The following is a 17,389-nucleotide window of genomic DNA, read 5'->3' as shown; positions in this document are numbered from 1 at the left end:
GCCGCCTTTGATAACCAAAGGCGGCTTTTATGTGCGTGTGTAGACGCGCCAAAATGTATCGCCGGGAACGCCAATGGGCTGTTCCAGCGGACCAAATTCCGCCTGCGCCCAAGCCGTAAGTTCCGCCACAGCCTGCTCGCTGATCTCTGTGCTAACGCCCCATAAATATGAACATTCGCGATTGGCAATTTTGTCGATAAAGCCTTGCAATGTCATCTCAACCCCCGGCCCCGTTTTGACGGCGCCTCGCTCGTTAAAACCTAAAGCCTGAAGCGCCGTGATGACATCCGCCTCAGACCGCGCTCCCGGATGAAAAATTTGCTTCACCCCCATCTCTAGAAGCCTTTCCCGCAAACGTTCGCGCAGTCGCACGATAACCGTCCCCGGCTCCCCGCTACCCCATTCGTGGATGAAATAACCCTGGGGCGATAACACCCGCGCCATATCCGATAACGCCCCCTGCCAGTTTTCAATCAAATATAGCGCCCGTGCCAATACGATATAATCATAGCTATCATCTGCAAAGGGTAGCGCGTCCGCCGACGCCACAATCGTCTCTATATGGCGGTCAGTTTTGGCCGCAATTTGGCCCAGCATCTTATCTGCAATATCACAGGCCGTGACGCTCATGCCCGCCTCGGCAAAGGGCACACTGACGCGCCCTGTCCCTGCCGCCATATCCAACATAGGCGCACCCGGTTCTGCGCCCGCCAATTCCAGTATGTCAAAGATCACAGCACTCGGAATATCCAAATGCCGCTTGTCGTAAACAGACGCGTTTCGAGAATAATTAATCGGAGGCATAAGCTATTCCAATCGCAAAGCAGCGTGGTCTTTGCGCCAGTCCCAAACGCGCAGCACTTCAATTTCGTTATCATTGATGCGGTAAATGAATGCGAAGGGACTACGGGCTAACGCAATATAACGAATGTCATCACAATGTTTATAGGGGCGCCCAATATAAGGGTTTTCCATAATCATGTTTTCAGTTGCGACAATTGTCGCTTCCATTTTTTTGCGTCCACTTGGAAAAATTTTATTGTAGTAATCCAGCAACCACCGAATGTCTGGTGATGCACTGAACGCATAATTTAACCGCACTAGACCGCTTTGTCTTTCTTACGGTCAACATCAATAACTGGGTGCGGTGTCTCGTCTGGCGTACCAAGCGTTTTTATCCAAGCATGCATAGAGTCGCGCGAAATCATCAAACCTTTATCTGCCTCCGCAATGGCGGCCTCTATGGCGAGGCGCTTTTCTTCGCGTGCAGAAAGAAACGCCTCCACCGCCTTGCCCGCTAAATAAGCGGGCGTGCGGTCCATCGACTCAGCCGCATCCTCCAGCGCCTTTTTGGTTTCTGGCGACATACGAAAAGAAAATGGGACAGATGACATGGCAAGCTCCACAATTGTTTACAGTGTAAACATATGGCGCGATGGCGGTTGTGTCAAACGAACTACCCCGCGTTTTTCGCTGGCAGACCACGGTTTACGAGGCATTCTGCGATTTGTACGGTATTGAGCGCGGCACCCTTGCGTAGGTTGTCGGACACGCACCACATATTGAGCGTATTGTCTTGCGTGCTGTCTTCGCGGATGCGCGAGATAAAGGTCGCAAATTCACCGACACATTCCACGGGGGTAACGTAGCCGCCGTCTTCTTGCTTATCGACAACCATAATGCCGGGGCTCTCCCGTAGTAGGTCGCGCGCGTCATCAGCGGATAGTTCGTTTTCAAATTCGATATTCAGGCTCTCGGCGTGACCGACAAAGGTTGGGACACGGACACAGGTGGCCGTGACTTTGACCTTTTTGTCGAGGATTTTCATCGTCTCGGCCTTCATCTTCCACTCTTCTTTGGTGTCGCCGCCGTCCATGAACACATCAATATGCGGAATGACGTTAAAGGCGATTTGCTTAGTGAAATTATGCGGCTTTAGCTCGTCATTGGTAAAGATGCCTTTAGTTTGCAGCCAAAGCTCGTCCATATTTTTACGCCCGCCACCTGACACAGATTGATAGGTCGACACAACAACGCGTTTAATCACTGCGCGGTCATGCAGTGGTTTAAGCGCCACAACCATTTGAATGGTCGAGCAGTTGGGATTGGCGATAATGCCCTTTTTTGTGTAGCCCGAAACGGCGTCGGCATTGACCTCTGGCACAACAAGCGGCACGTCTGGGTCCATACGCCAAGCGGATGAATTATCGATAACCACCGCGCCTGCTTTGGCAATTTTTGGTGACCAGACTTTGGACACATCCCCACCAGCCGACATCAGCGCGATGTCAACTTTGGAAAAATCAAAGGTTTCCAAATCAACGCATTTTAGCGTCGTGTCGCCATAGCTAACTTCGCGCCCGACAGAGCGGCGGCTGGCGACGGCATAAACTTTATCAATATCGATGTCGCTCTCTGATAAAATCGTGAGCATTTCTGTCCCGACATTGCCTGTGGCCCCGACGATTGCAAAAGAAAAACCCATGATAGTCTCCGATATGGATATTAAAAACAGCGCGGGATTTACGCCCTTTACTGGCGCGGCGCAAGTCTTAGCACCGCTCTAATGCGCCTATCATCAGTCAGAAGCGTAATTGCCGCTATACCTTTGCCCCATTACCCCCTAAGAGGCGGCCAAAGCGCGGCCCGATGCCCAGCGCTATTCATATCAGACGCGAAGACCTACCGCGCAACATAGCCAATGCATTTGGCGACTATAGAGATTTCATGACCGATACACCCGACACACAGGCCAAAGCAGAGCTTGAGACACAAACAGACACACAGACTGACACAGATAACAATAGCATGAGCGCGGTTCACCCTGCCCTTGTCAAAGCCCTATCTGCCAAAGGCTATGCCTCGCTCACCCCCGTGCAAGAGGCGATTGTTGATCCCAAATATGACCACCGCGATTTGCTGGTGTCCGCGCAAACGGGGTCTGGTAAGACCGTGGCTTTTGGTTTGGCGATGGCGTCGACCATGTTGGGCGAAGACGCGATGCTGCCGCCCGCTGATACGCCTATGGCCCTAATTATCGCACCGACGCGAGAGCTGGCGCTGCAAGTCAAAAAAGAACTGATGTGGCTCTATAAACCCGCTGGCGGCAAAGTTGAAAGCTGTGTCGGCGGTATGGATATGCGCGACGAGCGGCGGGCGCTGTCGCGCGGCGCGCACATTGTGGTCGGCACACCTGGCCGCCTTTGTGATCATATTAAACGTGGATCTTTAAACCTGTCTGATATGCGCTGCGTTGTGCTGGACGAGGCGGATGAAATGCTGAAAATGGGGTTTCGCGAAGAGATTGAATTGATCCTCGACGCCGCACCAGAGACCCGCCGCACATTGTTATTTTCTGCGACTGTGCCCAAAACCATTGTGACACTGGCCAAGAAATTCCAACGCGACAGTATGCGCGTCAATGTCGTCTCAGACTCTAAACAGCATTTGGACATTACCTACCGCGCGATGGTCGTGTCCAAAAACGATGTTGAAAACGCGATCATCAATGTACTGCGGTTTTATGATGCCAAAAACGCAATTGTCTTTGGCGATACGCGCATGGCGGTGAACCGCATGACGCAGCGCTTTAACAATCGCGGCTTTAGTGTTGTGTCCCTTTCCGGTGAACTTAATCAGAAGCAACGCTCTGACGCACTGCAAGCGCTGCGGGACGGTCGGGCACGGGTCTGTATCGCGACCGATGTGGCCGCGCGCGGACTGGACTTGCCGGACTTAGAACTGGTTGTTCACGCCTCTATTCCCAAAAATGCCGAAGCGCTACTGCACCGATCTGGTCGGACGGGCCGCGCGGGACGCAAGGGTGTCTCTGCCTTGATTGTGCCGCAGCAAGGTCGCCGCAAAGCCGAACGCGTCTTAAAAGATGCCAAAGTCACACCCGAGTGGACAAACCCGCCCAGCGCGCAAGATGTGCAGTCCAAAGACAATGAACGCATGTTGGACGCTATGGTGCTTGAAACGCCCGTCAGCGACGAAGAACGCACAATGGTCGAGCGCATGTTAAAGCAATATGATCCGGGCCAAATTGCGGCCGCCTTCATTCGCCAATACCGCAACACCCATAGCGCACCCGAAGAATTGTCATCGGCTGCTTACGACCCGTCTGATGATAGCGGTAAGGGCGGAAAACACCGTAAAGAACGCAGTCCCCGCAAGGACTTTGACGACGGCGTTTGGGTGTCGCTGAACTTGGGACGCAAACAAAAGGCAGAGCCCCGCTGGATACTTCCCATGTTATCCAAGTCAGGCGAGCTAAAGAAAGACGAAATTGGCGCGATTAAAATCACCGAGACGCGGACTTATGTCGAAATTCATCCCAAAGGCATAGAGCGGTTTTTATCCGCCATCGGTCCTGACGGGAAAATCGAAAAAGCCATTACCGCAACCCGCGTTGACGGCACGCCTGATTTTTCTGATGACCGTCCCGTTTATAAACCGCGAGACGATAAACCACGCAGCAAAAAAAGCTGGGATAAAAAAGGCAGCGATGACGGCGGTTGGGACAAACGCCCCAAACGCGCGTCTAAACAATCTGGCCCTGCGAAAGATAATTTCAAAGATAAACGCGCCAAGACTTTTGACGACGCCAATTCCAATGCTGCTGAGTATGACCCCGCCAAAGATGATTTCTTTAACGATGTCCCCCGCGTCGGTGCAGACGGTAAGCCAAAAAAGCCGCATAAGAAAAAGCTTGCCCGTGCCAAGGCTCGTGCAGAAGAGGCTGCCCGTGGCAAGCATAAATCAACCAAGTCAAAGGGTAAAACAGGCGGAAAAGCGGGCAGTAAAAGCCGCCCACCGTCAGGTCCGAAACTCGCGCGGAAGAAACGCAAAAGCTAGTCGGGTTAACGCGCAGCCTTTTCTCGGCGCTTTTTCAGTTTTTGATAGCGCCAGCATCCCATGCGTTCATCCCCGATATAGCACATATCGCTTTTGACGGGATCGAGTGAAGCGGCAATACGTTGGCTGTCAAATTGTGATTTAATCTGCGCCTTTGTTACGGGCGGATCGTCAGGACCCAGCGGGTCGAGCGTAATCTCTAGCGGATTTGGGAAAAACAAATAATTAGCCTTACTGTCTTTATCCACCTCATTAGACCCCAGCAAGAAAACACTGGCGGGCAAGGCCACCAGTAAAACAGACGCCGCCGTGGTCACAGCCGCCAGTGACGTGGCGGGTCCTGACAGCGTAAATAATGGGGATACATTGGCAGCTATGACATATGTGCTGCCGACAGTTGCCGAAACGGCCCCCACAGCGGCTGCATTACTAACGGTTTCGAGATTATCTTTATGCACATGGGCAATATGATATATTTTTGGCTTATAACCATCCTTATGCGCGACAACGGAAAATGTGCGGGCCTTTGGAATATTCAGTGTGCAGGGTAAGGCTTCGCACTCATGATATTCAAAATCGGGGGTCTCTCTATCCGCTTGCAGAGCATCCCGCCGGACGCGCCAATCATAGGCCTTGCGGCTTTCAACCGTCTCTAAGTCAAATAGGATAGACACGTCTTTTTGCGGCGCACTAACGGTAAAATCAATATTCGCCCCGCGCGCCGCCGAGGCGCATCCTGACAGGGCCGCACTTATAATCACCAGCCCCCATAAAACACATGATCGAAAATACCCTGCCATGCGATTAGCATTGCCGAGGTTGACGCTATGAACAAGCCGCCAGCTGGTCACATCATGTTTCCAATTATATGCCCCGTGGGATAATACCCATATCCAGAATTGATATTGAAGAAAAAGCTGACAGAAAGGGACCTAAAGGCCTTTACTTCTTCATTTTGCGCCACATGCCGTAACCGACCAGGCCGACGAAGGCTAAGCCCACAACTTCCATCTTTGACAGCCCCATCACCCACGGTGAGGCCCAACCGCCCATGGCGGACGTATCAACCGCGCCGCCATTGACCATGACCGCCGATATCAATAGCGCGACCAACACGACCATCGTTATCAGCGAAAATATTGCTGCGTAAAATTTGTTATCTCTCGCTTTGGCCGCGTCGCGGCGTTGCTGCGCTTTGACATAGCGAGAAGGCCGTCTGTCTTTGCGCGGGACATAGGTTTCAGTTTCAGGGCTATTTGGATTTTCATCTGTCATAGGCTGACATGTAGCATGGTCAAATGCGTTTTTCATGCTAAAGTTCAGCTATGTTTGGTCGCATATTGATATTTACACTTCTGACGTTAGGCGCGCTGACGATGACGCCGCCGCCCTCTTTCGCACAATCCCAAGATTATGACGTCCGTCCAGAGGCTTCGCGCCTGATGGGGGAGGCTTTGACATCAAGCTTTACAGGTATGACCCATACGGGGGCCTATAACTTCAATCCGCGCGGTGAACCCGGGAACCGTTATACCGAATGGCACGGGGATGACGGGGCTATCATTTACCGCGAAGGCGACCTTATGGCTAAAGGCCGTTGGGCAGCCCGTAATGACATGATATGCTATGACTATAACAATAATATTTTGGGCAGCGGTTGTTTCCGTGTTTATAAGCTCGGCTCTTGCCACTACTTTTATTCCAGCAGCTTACTGGCCCGCGATGATGAGCTGTCCACTGATTACTGGACAGCGCGAAGCGTGCACAAAGGGCAGCGCGCCACATGTGAGGACATGATATCATGATACGTGTTCTCGCCGCCCTAATAATAGCCGCATGTAGCACGGCAGCCTATGCCCAGGACAGCACAAGGTGGGTGCAGTTAAAAGGTGACGCCCTGCGCGAAGCCTATAGCGGGCAAACGCTCGATCTGGTGTATAATGACAAGGGCTTTACCAATATCGCCCATCATACGGAAATGCATTTCCCTGATGGTCGCACCGATTACCGCGAGGGTGAATTTCGCCTCAACGGTCATTGGAAATTAGTCGGCGCCCCCGGATTAGAAGACCAAATTTGTTACCGTTACCCACAACTGGACGAGACGCGGCAGCACTGCTTTTTTATCTTTCGTGATGGACGGTGTTTATATGGTTATCCGTCGCGTTATTATGGTCATGTCAAAAATATCATCCCCGAAGGCTGGCGGTCCAAAGGGGCCAACCGCGAGGACGGGCCAAGCTGTGATATCTTAATATCATGATGCGGGCTGCTGTTATTACGCTCGCCCTGTGGCTAAGCCCGCTCGCCCATGCGCAATTGATTGAAGACACAGGGCCAACGGTCTTGACCCTGCTGTCGGGTGATAGCCTGCGTGACGCCTTTGCGGGGCGGACGATGGACGGGACATATAAAGAATTTCGCCAACGCTCTGGCACATCGCATTTTACTGAAACCTTCACCAAAGACGGTAAAACGATTTACCGCGAGGGCACAATCACCGACACAGGCGAATGGAAATTGGTGAGCGACGATGTCATCTGTTTTCGCTATGACGGACCACTGGCGGGCGGGGTCAGTTGCTTCACCGTCTTTATCGAAGGCACATGCCTTTACAGTTTTCACCCATCCCGCGTGCAGGACGGTCAGCCCATAGACAATAACCAATGGAGCGCCAAAACCGTGATCCGAGGTGAGCTGTCGACCTGCGATGATTTGATTGGGTAGGATGTGGCGATAAAAGCGAAAAAACCTTATTGGATTTATCTGATTTTTCTTATCGGCTTTTTTGCCTTGCTAACGCGGATATTGATGAACTCAGTCTTTGCCAATAGCGCGCTGCTTTATGTCGGTATTCCGTTTTTGGTATCCTTTGCCATTTTTCAACTCAGCCCTACCCCAGAGGGCGAGAGATTAGGACCCGCTTATTTGCGGCATTTATTAGTTGCGACCATCATCATGCTGGCCACATCGGCCGTGCTATTTGAAGGCTTTATCTGTGTCCTATTTTTTGCCCCGATTTATTTTATCATCGTGTCGCTGACATATTTGTTCAGATTTTGGGGTCAAAAGAGAAAAGCAAAACGGTATTCAAAATTACAATCCGCAATTTGGCCACTTGCCGTTATGATCTTGGCCGTCGAAGGCCTGTCCCCGTCAACGACATTTGAACGCGAAAGTAGCGTCACAAGAACAGTCATAATTGACGCTGACATTGCCGCGTTAAAAGCCAATATGGCCGCGCCCATGCGCCTGCCACAATCACGCCATTGGTTTCTATCAATCTTTCCTTTGCCGGTTAACGTTGCGGCCGGGTCGCTGAACGCTGGTGATATTCACACGCTTGATTTTGTTTATAAGCGCTGGTTTTTTACCAACATAAAGCATGGTGAATTTCATTTAAAAATCGACACCGTCAGCGAAAATAAAGTCACCACGTCCGTCGTCAAAAACACAAGCTATCTTGCCAGCTATCTGGATGTCAAAGGCACCGAAGTTGATTTTCGCCCCATTGGCCCCAATCAAACAGAAGTCGCCCTGACCATTAATTATGACCGCAAGCTTGACCCTGCTTGGTATTTTGCGCCGTTACAAAATTTTGCCATAGAGCAAAGCGCAGATTACTTGATTAAATCCGTTATCGCGCGCGACCATGATCAAGGCTAACGCGCAGCCCTACCGCAATGAGCGGGTAATCAATACAGGCCACAGTAACGCCTGTGACGGTAATGTTCGTTGGAGCGCTGTCAAATCCCTTTGGTTTAGCACGATGGCGCTCGGTTGGCTGATTGGCGGCGCTGTGTATTTCTCTTGGGCCGCTGTCGCCGTTTTCTTCGGGCTAAGCGCAATTATTCTTTGCTTGGGGCATTCACTGGGTATGCATAGAAAGCTTATCCATGACAGTTTTGATTGCCCTAAATGGGTTGAATATATCGGTGCTTATTTAGGAACACTTGTTGGATTGGGCGGGCCGTTGACGATGGTTTACACCCATGACATGCGAGATTGGGCACAAAGGCAGGCTGTCTGCCATCCTTTTTTCTCTCACCAAAGTTCAATGTTAAAGGATTTTTGGTGGCAAATTCACTGCAAATTACACCTCAAACACGCGCCGCAATTTTCCTATTCGCCCAGTATTAAGTCTGACAAATTTTACCAATGCCTCCAAGTAACATCAATGTTCCAACAGATACCGCTTGCGATTATTTTATACCTTATGGGCGGATGGGGATTTGTGTTTTGGGGTATATGCGGGCGGGTCGTTATCTCGATTTTCGGTCATTGGTTTATTGGATATTTCGCCCATAATACAGGCCATCGCGACTGGCATGTTAAGGGCGCCGCTGTTCAAGGTCACAATGTGCGCTTTTGCGGGCTGATTACTTTTGGCGAATGCTGGCATAATAATCACCATGCCTTTCCAGGCTCTGCAAAGCTTGGGTTACAGGCGGGTCAAGCCGACCCAGGGTGGTGGGTGCTTATAATATTGGCAAAATTAGGCATCGTTAGAAGTCTAGTCTTGCCGCCGGAATTACCGCCGCGCCCAGAGTTACAGAAATTATCAGCCTAAGGCGTATAAACCGTATAGGTTACATCCGCGCCTATGGTGCCGACACCCATGGAAAAGTCATAGTCATTATCGATGCCCGCATCAGGCGAGCCGCTGAGCGCGTAGCGAATATTAAAGGACACCGCTTGTTCCAAAAGTGTCCCAGGAAATCGCGCTGTGCGGCGACCCCCGTCAAATATTTTAGTGGGCCCTGCGCTCATATCGCCTAAATCATTGAGTGTCGTGACAAGGCCTGAACCGCCAATGGCTGGATTTTGTGCTGCACTGCCCCATTGCCCCGCGCCCGACCCGCCAGAGCGGTTAATCAGCGCACGAAAGCCTATGTTGGCGTATCCCATCGACGTAAAATCGCCCGTGGTCGACAGATTGCTGGCTTGGGCAAACATGTCAAAAGCGGCGTTAGACACAACAAGGAAGCGCGAAACATGGCGTGATTGCCGCAGGTTAAGGTCTGTCATGTTGTCCAACCCAAAGGACGTCAGCGTGTCGCTGGCCTCCAGATAATCAATATCGCCGCCGCCGGGATTGCCAAAATTGCCGCCTGATGTTTCGTCCTCTAAAATAAGACGTGTCGCCCCGCCGCTGAAATCATGGCCCGGATCAAAGCCCGCATTTGAATTAAACACAAAGCCGTCGCCCGCGATTAAGTCTGGCGCAGCGGTGCCTGATGAGGCGGGCGTTAATAAGTTGAAATCCACGGCCACAGGAGCAACGCCGCCATTGGCTTCATCCTCTGTCGCACCGATGACAATGACGAGTGACTGGGCGCGAAAATAAGGACGATCCGTTGTGGCGGCGTAGGCAGGCATAGCGCTTGCCGCTACGCCGAAAGCCGTCAGCGCCGTCAATAATGGACAGCTTAACTCCCGCCTCATGTGCCCCAAAATAGTCTTCATAGGTCATTTGCTAACGCAAAACTCTTGCAATCCAGCGAAAGAAAAGGGTTAGCAGCGGGTTAATAGGGCAGATATGCTCCACCCACAAAAAACCCGACCATTAGGCCGGGTTCTGTTATTCTTAGCTACACGCAAAGACTATGCGCGGCCTGTTGTCCGCTCTTTGATGCGGGCCGATTTACCACGGCGATCGCGCAGGTAATAAAGCTTTGCGCGACGGACGCGGCCTTTACGTTTGATCTCGATTTCCTCGACAAGCGGGGAGTAGACTTGGAAGACACGCTCGACACCTTCGCCGTAGCTGATTTTGCGAACGGTGAAGCTCTCATTGATGCCGCCGCCTGCGCGCGCGATGCATACGCCTTCAAAGGCTTGCAAACGTGTGCGCGTACCTTCGGTAATGCGGACTTGCACAACAAGCGTATCGCCAGCTGAGAAGTTTGGAATGACTTTGCCGCCTTCAAGCAAGCGGGCTTCTTCAGTTTTATTCAGCTTTTCAATCACGTTCATGACCGTCTCCTTTTTTGCCGTTCTCGGCTTGCCCATTTTCGGCGTTCCAAGCGTCCCATAAATCAGGCCGTCTGGCTTTTGTAATCTCTTTTTGCTTATCCGCTCGCCACGCGGCAATCGCCTTGTGGTTCCCGGATAACAGGACATCCGGAATATGCCGGTCGTCCCACTCTCTTGGACGGGTATAGAGTGGATACTCTAATAATCCGTCTTCAAAACTCTCGGCCTCTATACTCTCGCTCGCGCCTAATACTCCAGGCAGCAAGCGCACACAGGCCTCTATCATCACTTGCGCCGCGACCTCTCCGCCGGCTAATACAAAGTCACCAATAGAGATTTCCTCCATCTGGCGGCTTTCAATCACCCGTTGGTCGAGCCCTTCAAACCGTCCACAAAACACAATAAGACCCGGCCCGGATGCAAGCTCCCTTACCCGCTTTTGGGTCAGAGGCGCACCCCGAGGGGTCAAATATATCAGCGGACGCTCCTCCGGAGCGACACTGTCCTTCTTACAAAGGACACTGTCGATGGCTGCGGCCGAAACATCTGGTCGAAAAACCATGCCCGGACCACCCCCCGCAGGGGTGTCATCGACGTTGCGGTGCTTATTAGCAGCAAAATCACGGATGTCCACACAATCTAGCGCCCAAATGTGATTCTTTTCAGCTGTGCCAATGACGGATGTGCCCAAAACGCCCGGAAAGGCATCAGGAAACAGCGTCAAAACCGTCGCGCGCCATGGATTTTGGCCGGATTTGGGCTCAGTTATGTCAGCATCACCACTCATGCGCGGCGTGTAGCGGGTTTACAGCCTAAAGGAAAGTCTCCTTGATGTAAGGAGGAGATGATATCAAAAGCATAGATTGTATTAAGCACGCAGTCTTATTCGGCCATAACTCCCTTACACCAGTCGACCGATAGCGCGTCATCAGTCAGGCGCGGTTTAAGATGCCCCCAGCTAACTCCTAAAACACCTAAATCATGTCCTTCTTGTGAAAGCGTGACACCATACTCCCCTCTTAGGTTTGCTTCATGAACACTTTCTATTTTTATTGTTGATAGATCTTGTGTCAGCAATACCATAAAATCACGCGCCCTTGCTCCGCTTTCAAACTCAGCGGGGCACTGCGCACTTTCTAAACTAGGTGCAGCATATTCGAACAAATAAAAGTTAAAGTTATTATTAAAGGTGCCTCTATCGCCACTCACCCACGTTAAATTGTCAATTTTTTCAGGCATAGTCGGTGGCTTAGCTGTTTCGCCACAGCTAACTAAGAAAACGACTAAAACCATAAGATAACGCATACAATTTGCTATCTAGGCGGGAGTGAACTACGGGTGAATGAATACAGCCGTAATGTTAACGTTAAATACTAAGCAAATTTGCCAGAACCGTACCCCGTCAACCCGCCTCACAACGCTTTGGCCATGACTATAATTTTAGAGTGTTCACAGCAACAGAACAAACCAACAACAAAATAATTGACACCTTCATCATGTTCTGCGATTGTTCACGACAATTGGAGAGCGCCTATGCCTAAGCCAACGTCTTGTTTTACTTGCCAAAGCTGCGGCTCTGTTCATTCTAAATGGGCGGGGCGGTGTGATAGTTGCGGGGAGTGGAATACACTGGTCGAAGAACAGATCGCCCATAATGCAACGCCTGTGCATAAGCGCCGCAAAAAAGGGCGCGGGCTAGATTTTGTGGATTTGGGCGGGGAGAGCCGCGCTGTGCCGCGCCTTAAGACCGGTATCGCGGAGCTTGACCGTGTGACGGGCGGCGGTCTGGTCGCGGGCTCGGCCATCTTGGTCGGCGGAGACCCCGGTATCGGTAAATCAACACTACTGTTGCAAGCAACAGGCAAGCTTGCGGCGGGCGGTGCGAAGACCGCTTATATTTCCGGCGAAGAATCGGTGGGGCAAGTGCGAAGGCGCGCGAAACGCCTTGGCGTATCGGAACAACCCGTGTCACTGGCGGCGGAAACATCGCTGGGCCCGATACTGGACGCGTTGATGGTTGAAAAACCCGATGTGGTCATTATCGATTCTATCCAGACATTATGGACGGATCAACTGGGGGCCGCGCCTGGCACAGTCGCCCAAGTGCGGGCCTGTGCGCAGGAATTGACCCGTTTTGCCAAAAAATCAGGCTGTTGCGTGATTTTGGTCGGTCATGTCACAAAAGACGGGCAAATCGCTGGCCCGCGCGTGGTTGAACATATGGTCGATGCGGTGCTTTATTTTGAAGGCGACCGCGCCCATCAATTTCGGATTTTGCGCGGCCATAAAAACCGCTTTGGCCCAACGGATGAAATCGGCGTGTTTGAAATGCGCGAAAGCGGCCTGGCCGAAGTACCAAACCCGTCCGCCCTGTTCCTTGATGGTCGGGACGAGGCAAGCTCTGGCGCAGCCGTTTTTGCGGGGCTAGAGGGCACACGCCCGATGCTGACGGAAATACAAGCGCTTGTCGCGCCCGCCGCCTTTGGTACGCCGCGCCGCGCCGTTGTGGGCTGGGATAATTCACGGCTCGCTATGGTATTGGCGGTGCTAGAGGCGCGCTGCGGGGTCAGCTTTGCAGGCAAAGATGTCTATCTTAACGTCGCGGGCGGATTGCGAATCAATGAACCTGCCGCTGACTTGGCCGTGGCGGCCGCCATTGTGTCCTCTGCCTTTGATTTTCCTTTGCCGTCTGACGCCGTTGTTTTTGGCGAGATTAGCTTATCCGGGGACGTGCGCGCCGTGGGCCGCATGGACGCGCGGCTGAAAGAGGCGGCGAAACTGGGCTTTAAGCGCGCCATTTCGGCCAAGCCGCTTAAAGCCGGTAGCAAGAATGACAATGCTGCACTGCCAATAATTGCTATAAAGACTTTAACTGACCTTGTGACCCGTGTAGAGCGTAGCGCAGAAGCAGGCGGTTGTTCAGATAAAAGCTGGGCCGCATAATATGATGCGAGGTGTTTATCGTGAGTATTGGTCCTTGGGATTTTACCGGCTTTGACATTGTTGTCCTTCTGGTCATCATCATATCATTGCTTATAGCCGCCAGTCGGGGTCTGTTTCGCGAATTAATCTCTATCGCGGCCCTGTCTATCGCGGGTATTGCGTCCCTTTTCGTTTATGGCCGTTTTCGCTTTGCTGCACGCGACATTATCAGCCCGCAATGGCTGTCTGATGCTGCCCTTGGGCTTGGCACCTTCATGATGACCTATCTGCTCTGTGTGTTTTTGTTCAGCGGTGTGGTGAAAAACCTGCGCGGGAAAGAAGTCGGGCTGCTTGACCGCCTCGCGGGGGCTGGCTTTGGTGTTTTTCGCGGGCTAGTTGTCTGCGCCCTGGCGACCATGGTCTTTACCGCCAGCTATCACGAGGCCAAAGCCGCGCAAGAGTTCAAACAATCCTTGCGCAATAACGGCACAGAAATCACCGATGATATGCTCCGCAATGCCCCAAAATCTGTGCGTGATATGTTTTTATCCGATGATCCAGAACTGCCTAATATTGTCAAAGACTCTGTCTTTTTTCCAACCCTTGATAAAATTGGCAGCTTTATTCGCGGGCTGCCTTTCTCGCGTATGGAAACATTTGCTGACCGATTAAAATCAGGTGAAAACCTAGAAGACATTGCCAAAGTGTTGGAAAACAATTAAGCCGCGCACAACTCAAAAGAGTCCAGTTTACGGAGCCCGATATGACCCACACGTTTAACACGGAAAAGGCTCAGACTATGGCTGCGAGCGGCCCCATTGATGATCCTACCACTGATTATTTCGACCCTGCGTCTGATAAAATCCGCGAAGAATGTGGTGTCTTTGGTATTTTCGGTCTTGAAAACGCCGCGTCCCTGACTGCGCTGGGCATGCATGCTTTGCAACACCGAGGCCAAGAAGCCTGCGGCATCGCAAGCTTTGACGGCGAAAAATTTCATACAGAGCGTCATCTCGGTTTGGTCGGGGATAATTTCACGGGCGACGATCCATCAGAGCGCTTGCCGGGTTATATGGCCATTGGCCATGTGCGTTATTCCACGGCGGGGCAAACAATCCTGCGCAATGTACAGCCGCTATTTTCTATGCTGCATACGGGCGGTTTTGCCATTGCCCATAATGGCCATTTGACGAACGCTTATACCATCCGCGAGCAATTGGTGGAAGCAGGCGCGCTGTTCCAGTCCACATCAGACACAGAGGTTCTTATCCACCTAATTGCACGCGCCAAAGGCGGTGAATTTATTGACCGCTTTATCAATGCCATTCGCCAAGTTGACGGCGGTTATGCCTTTGTCGCGCTGACGGATAAAACCCTTATCGGCGCGCGGGACCGCCTTGGCATTCGTCCGCTTTTGATTGGGCGTTTGGGCGATAGCTATATTCTGGCGTCAGAGACTTGCGCCTTTGACATGGTGGGGGCTGAGTTTATCCGAGAAGTTGACCCCGGCGAAGTGGTCGCAATTAACGCAGACGGTATTCGGTCGTTTCGCGCCTTTCCCGAGATTGCCCCGCGTCCCTGCGTCTTTGAATTTGTTTATTTTGCACGACCCGACAGCATTGTTGGCGGCAAAAGCGTTTATAACGTGCGTAAGCGTATGGGCCAACGATTAGCCGAGGAAACACCCGCCGATGTTGACGTGATTATCCCCGTCCCCGATAGCGGTGTCCCCGCCGCCATTGGTTTTGCCCAAGAAACGGGCATCCCGTTTGAGCTTGGCATTATCCGTAACCATTATGTCGGGCGAACGTTCATCCAACCCACACAACAAATTCGCGATATGGGTGTGCGCCTAAAGCACAGTGCCAACCGCGCCATGATTGAAGGCAAGCGGGTTCTGCTGGTCGATGATTCGATTGTGCGCGGCACAACATCAACCAAGATTGTGCGGATGATTAAGGCGGCGGGTGCAACCGAAGTCCATTTCCGCTCTGCCTCCCCGCCCATTAAATTTCCCGATCATTACGGCATTGATATGCCTAATAAAGAAAAACTGATTGCGGCCAATTATAGCTTAGAGGCCATGACCGAAATGCTGGAAGTGGATAGCCTCGGATTTCTGTCCATTGAAGGGCTCTATTGGGCGATGGGCGAAGAGTACCGCCGTGAAGATGCCCCGCAATATACAGATCACTGTTTCACGGGCCATTACCCCACGCCGCTGATTGATCGTGACCGCGAAATGGCGGACGGGTCAAAGCAACTCTCATTTCTTGTCGAAGTCGCCTAGCGCGCTTTTGCACCTCTGCGTCGCAGCTACGGCTTAGTCTAAGGATTGTCTTATGAATGATAATAAACCCTTGTCTGGGCGCGTCACATTGGTGAGCGGTGCATCACGCGGTATTGGATATGCGGCGGCTCTGGCGCTCGCCAAAGCTGGCAGTCACATTATCGCGGTCGCGCGCACCCAAGGCGGGCTTGAGGATTTGGACGACGCGATTAAAGCCGTCGGCGGCGAGGCCACATTAGTGCCCATGGATTTGATGCAGCCAGATGGGCTGGATCATTTAGCCGTCGCCATTGCGGAGCGCTGGCAGCGCCTTGACGGTGTTTTTGCCAATGCTGGTGTGCTAGGTGAAATGACTCTCGCGCAGCAAGTCACGCCCAAAGTCTTTGACCAAGTCTTTGCGGTTAACATGACGGCCAATTACCGGCTGATACGCGCCCTGGATCCGCTAATGCGTGCGTCACCATCGGGGCGAGCCCTGTTTGTGACATCGGGCGTCGCGCAGAGCCGCCGTGCCTATTGGAGTGCCTATGCGGCGTCCAAATCCGCGCTGGAGGCTTATGTGTCCTGTTACGCCAAAGAAGTTGAGATTACCGATATGCGGGTAAACCTTTTAAACCCTGGGGCCGTGCGCACCCATATGCGCGGCAAAGCTGTGCCCGGCGAAGACCCGTCCACCCTGCCCGCCCCCAGCGATGTCGCGCCGTTAGTCGTAGACATGTTATCGCCCGATTATAACAAAAATGACCAGATAATAAGCTTTAGAGAGAGTGCTTATTATTCTGGTCATTAGCGGCGATTAAAGCCAGTTCCTGCCTATCCTTAAACGCCAAAATGACCCCTTCTTTTTCAAGAAGAGGTCGCCGCGAGGCAAAAGCTCTGAGGGATTGTTCGCGGATTGATGTGGGCGCCCCGCCTGTCGGCATTGAGGGGAAACAGATGCCGAGGGAGGGCGCCCGATATCGTCCCTAGTTTTGTGCCAAAAGGGTCGACGGTGTTTTGCTGCGCGGGGCTTTGCGTGTATTCTCTGCATAGACCAAGCTTAGCGCGTCATTGCGTGTGGCTTTTACGGCTTGCTTTAACAGGTTACGCTCACATTTGCGGCGCTGGAAGCGGCCTTCTGTGGGGCGGAACCCTTCAGCCGCCATCTGGTCAGCACAAACCGTTTTCGCTGTTGCTGAGAAGCTTTGTAGATTGTCCGCAGCAGAGGCCGTGGCGTCATAATCAAAACGTGCGGTGAATGTGTCGCTAGCCTGCGCCGTAGATGTTGCACCGATTGTGATTGCAGCGGCGATTGCGATTTTTGTAATAAAATGTGTCATAGTTTTCTCTCTCTTTAAAACTGTT

Annotated in this window: 20 protein-coding genes and 1 pseudogene; 10 read left to right on the top strand and 11 right to left on the bottom strand. The window is 52.2% G+C overall.

Annotation, left to right across the window (positions count from 1 at the left end; translation table 11 throughout):
* Positions 1–27: 27 nt before the first annotated feature.
* The 4 genes from AB6B37_RS01430 to AB6B37_RS01415 form a co-directional block, all read right to left on the bottom strand.
* A complete protein-coding gene (locus AB6B37_RS01430) occupies positions 28–804 on the bottom strand; it encodes a class I SAM-dependent methyltransferase (RefSeq protein WP_371397114.1) in 777 nt (258 codons plus the stop codon).
* Between the two features lie 3 nt (positions 805–807).
* Complete coding sequence (locus AB6B37_RS01425; RefSeq protein WP_371397113.1) at positions 808–1,101, bottom strand: type II toxin-antitoxin system RelE/ParE family toxin; 294 nt, start codon at positions 1,099–1,101, stop codon at positions 808–810.
* The gene (locus AB6B37_RS01420) at positions 1,101–1,394 is read right to left on the bottom strand and encodes a ribbon-helix-helix domain-containing protein (RefSeq protein ID WP_371397112.1); all 294 of its coding nucleotides are present in this window, start codon (positions 1,392–1,394) and stop codon (positions 1,101–1,103) included. The genes AB6B37_RS01425 and AB6B37_RS01420 overlap by 1 nt, the downstream gene beginning before the upstream one ends.
* Positions 1,395–1,456: 62 nt before the next feature.
* On the bottom strand, positions 1,457–2,485 hold the full coding sequence (locus AB6B37_RS01415; RefSeq protein WP_371397111.1) for an aspartate-semialdehyde dehydrogenase: 1,029 nt from the start codon (positions 2,483–2,485) through the stop codon (positions 1,457–1,459).
* Between the two features lie 323 nt (positions 2,486–2,808).
* Between AB6B37_RS01415 and AB6B37_RS01410 the strand changes: the two genes are divergently transcribed.
* A complete protein-coding gene (locus AB6B37_RS01410; RefSeq protein WP_371398484.1) occupies positions 2,809–4,857 on the top strand; it encodes a DEAD/DEAH box helicase in 2,049 nt (682 codons plus the stop codon).
* Positions 4,858–4,862: 5 nt separating this feature from the next.
* Here the strand turns inward: AB6B37_RS01410 and AB6B37_RS01405 are convergent, their stop codons facing one another.
* On the bottom strand, positions 4,863–5,708 hold the full coding sequence (locus AB6B37_RS01405) for a hypothetical protein (protein ID WP_371397110.1): 846 nt from the start codon (positions 5,706–5,708) through the stop codon (positions 4,863–4,865).
* 91 nt (positions 5,709–5,799) lie between these two features.
* Complete coding sequence (locus tag AB6B37_RS01400; RefSeq protein WP_371397109.1) at positions 5,800–6,168, bottom strand: hypothetical protein; 369 nt, start codon at positions 6,166–6,168, stop codon at positions 5,800–5,802.
* A 14-nt stretch (positions 6,169–6,182) separates the two neighbouring features.
* Here AB6B37_RS01400 and AB6B37_RS01395 point away from each other — a divergent pair, with 14 nt between their 5' ends.
* From AB6B37_RS01395 to AB6B37_RS01375, 5 genes are read left to right on the top strand one after another with little or no spacing between them, the layout of a single operon-like run.
* The gene (locus tag AB6B37_RS01395; protein ID WP_371397108.1) at positions 6,183–6,662 is read left to right on the top strand and encodes a hypothetical protein; all 480 of its coding nucleotides are present in this window, start codon (positions 6,183–6,185) and stop codon (positions 6,660–6,662) included.
* On the top strand, positions 6,659–7,120 hold the full coding sequence (locus AB6B37_RS01390) for a hypothetical protein (RefSeq protein WP_371397107.1): 462 nt from the start codon (positions 6,659–6,661) through the stop codon (positions 7,118–7,120). Before AB6B37_RS01395 ends, AB6B37_RS01390 begins: the two co-directional genes overlap by 4 nt.
* Entirely contained in the window at positions 7,117–7,584 is a 468-nt protein-coding gene (locus AB6B37_RS01385) for a hypothetical protein (protein WP_371397106.1), read from the top strand. The genes AB6B37_RS01390 and AB6B37_RS01385 overlap by 4 nt, the downstream gene beginning before the upstream one ends.
* Positions 7,585–7,587: 3 nt before the next feature.
* Positions 7,588–8,523, top strand: a complete 936-nt coding sequence (locus AB6B37_RS01380; protein ID WP_371397105.1) for a hypothetical protein — start codon at positions 7,588–7,590, stop codon at positions 8,521–8,523.
* Positions 8,510–9,427, top strand: a complete 918-nt coding sequence (locus tag AB6B37_RS01375) for an acyl-CoA desaturase (RefSeq protein ID WP_371397104.1) — start codon at positions 8,510–8,512, stop codon at positions 9,425–9,427. Before AB6B37_RS01380 ends, AB6B37_RS01375 begins: the two co-directional genes overlap by 14 nt.
* Here the strand turns inward: AB6B37_RS01375 and AB6B37_RS01370 are convergent.
* From AB6B37_RS01370 to AB6B37_RS01355, 4 genes and pseudogenes are all read right to left on the bottom strand, one after another.
* Complete coding sequence (locus AB6B37_RS01370; RefSeq protein ID WP_371397103.1) at positions 9,424–10,302, bottom strand: hypothetical protein; 879 nt, start codon at positions 10,300–10,302, stop codon at positions 9,424–9,426. The two genes, AB6B37_RS01375 and AB6B37_RS01370, sit on opposite strands and share 4 nt — an antisense overlap.
* A 162-nt stretch (positions 10,303–10,464) precedes the next feature.
* Positions 10,465–10,833, bottom strand: a pseudogene (gene rplS / locus AB6B37_RS01365) (50S ribosomal protein L19); the annotation flags it as partial.
* Positions 10,820–11,620, bottom strand: a complete 801-nt coding sequence (gene trmD, locus AB6B37_RS01360; protein ID WP_371397101.1) for a tRNA (guanosine(37)-N1)-methyltransferase TrmD — start codon at positions 11,618–11,620, stop codon at positions 10,820–10,822. The gene trmD and the pseudogene rplS, both read right to left, overlap by 14 nt.
* A 95-nt stretch (positions 11,621–11,715) precedes the next feature.
* Positions 11,716–12,138: a hypothetical protein gene (locus AB6B37_RS01355; protein ID WP_371397100.1), complete on the bottom strand. Its 423-nt coding sequence runs from the start codon at positions 12,136–12,138 to the stop codon at positions 11,716–11,718.
* Between the two features lie 228 nt (positions 12,139–12,366).
* Here AB6B37_RS01355 and radA point away from each other — a divergent pair, with 228 nt between their 5' ends.
* From radA to AB6B37_RS01335, 4 genes are all read left to right on the top strand, one after another.
* Complete coding sequence (radA, locus tag AB6B37_RS01350; RefSeq protein ID WP_371397099.1) at positions 12,367–13,776, top strand: DNA repair protein RadA; 1,410 nt, start codon at positions 12,367–12,369, stop codon at positions 13,774–13,776.
* A 20-nt stretch (positions 13,777–13,796) separates the two neighbouring features.
* Positions 13,797–14,477: a CvpA family protein gene (locus tag AB6B37_RS01345; RefSeq protein WP_371397097.1), complete on the top strand. Its 681-nt coding sequence runs from the start codon at positions 13,797–13,799 to the stop codon at positions 14,475–14,477.
* Positions 14,478–14,554: 77 nt separating this feature from the next.
* A complete protein-coding gene (gene purF / locus AB6B37_RS01340) occupies positions 14,555–16,045 on the top strand; it encodes an amidophosphoribosyltransferase (protein WP_371398483.1) in 1,491 nt (496 codons plus the stop codon).
* A gap of 52 nt (positions 16,046–16,097) precedes the next feature.
* Positions 16,098–16,835 (top strand): SDR family NAD(P)-dependent oxidoreductase, encoded by a 738-nt coding sequence (locus AB6B37_RS01335; RefSeq protein ID WP_371397096.1) that lies wholly within the window; start codon positions 16,098–16,100, stop codon positions 16,833–16,835.
* 175 nt (positions 16,836–17,010) lie between these two features.
* On the opposite strand, the gene AB6B37_RS01330 is transcribed toward AB6B37_RS01335, so the two are convergent.
* Positions 17,011–17,364: a hypothetical protein gene (locus tag AB6B37_RS01330; RefSeq protein WP_371397095.1), complete on the bottom strand. Its 354-nt coding sequence runs from the start codon at positions 17,362–17,364 to the stop codon at positions 17,011–17,013.
* Positions 17,365–17,389: the final 25 nt, after the last annotated feature.

This window comes from Fretibacter rubidus, assembly GCF_041429785.1.
Lineage (GTDB): Bacteria > Pseudomonadota > Alphaproteobacteria > Caulobacterales > Maricaulaceae > Fretibacter > Fretibacter rubidus.
This window is presented reverse-complemented; position numbering and strand designations above follow the sequence as displayed.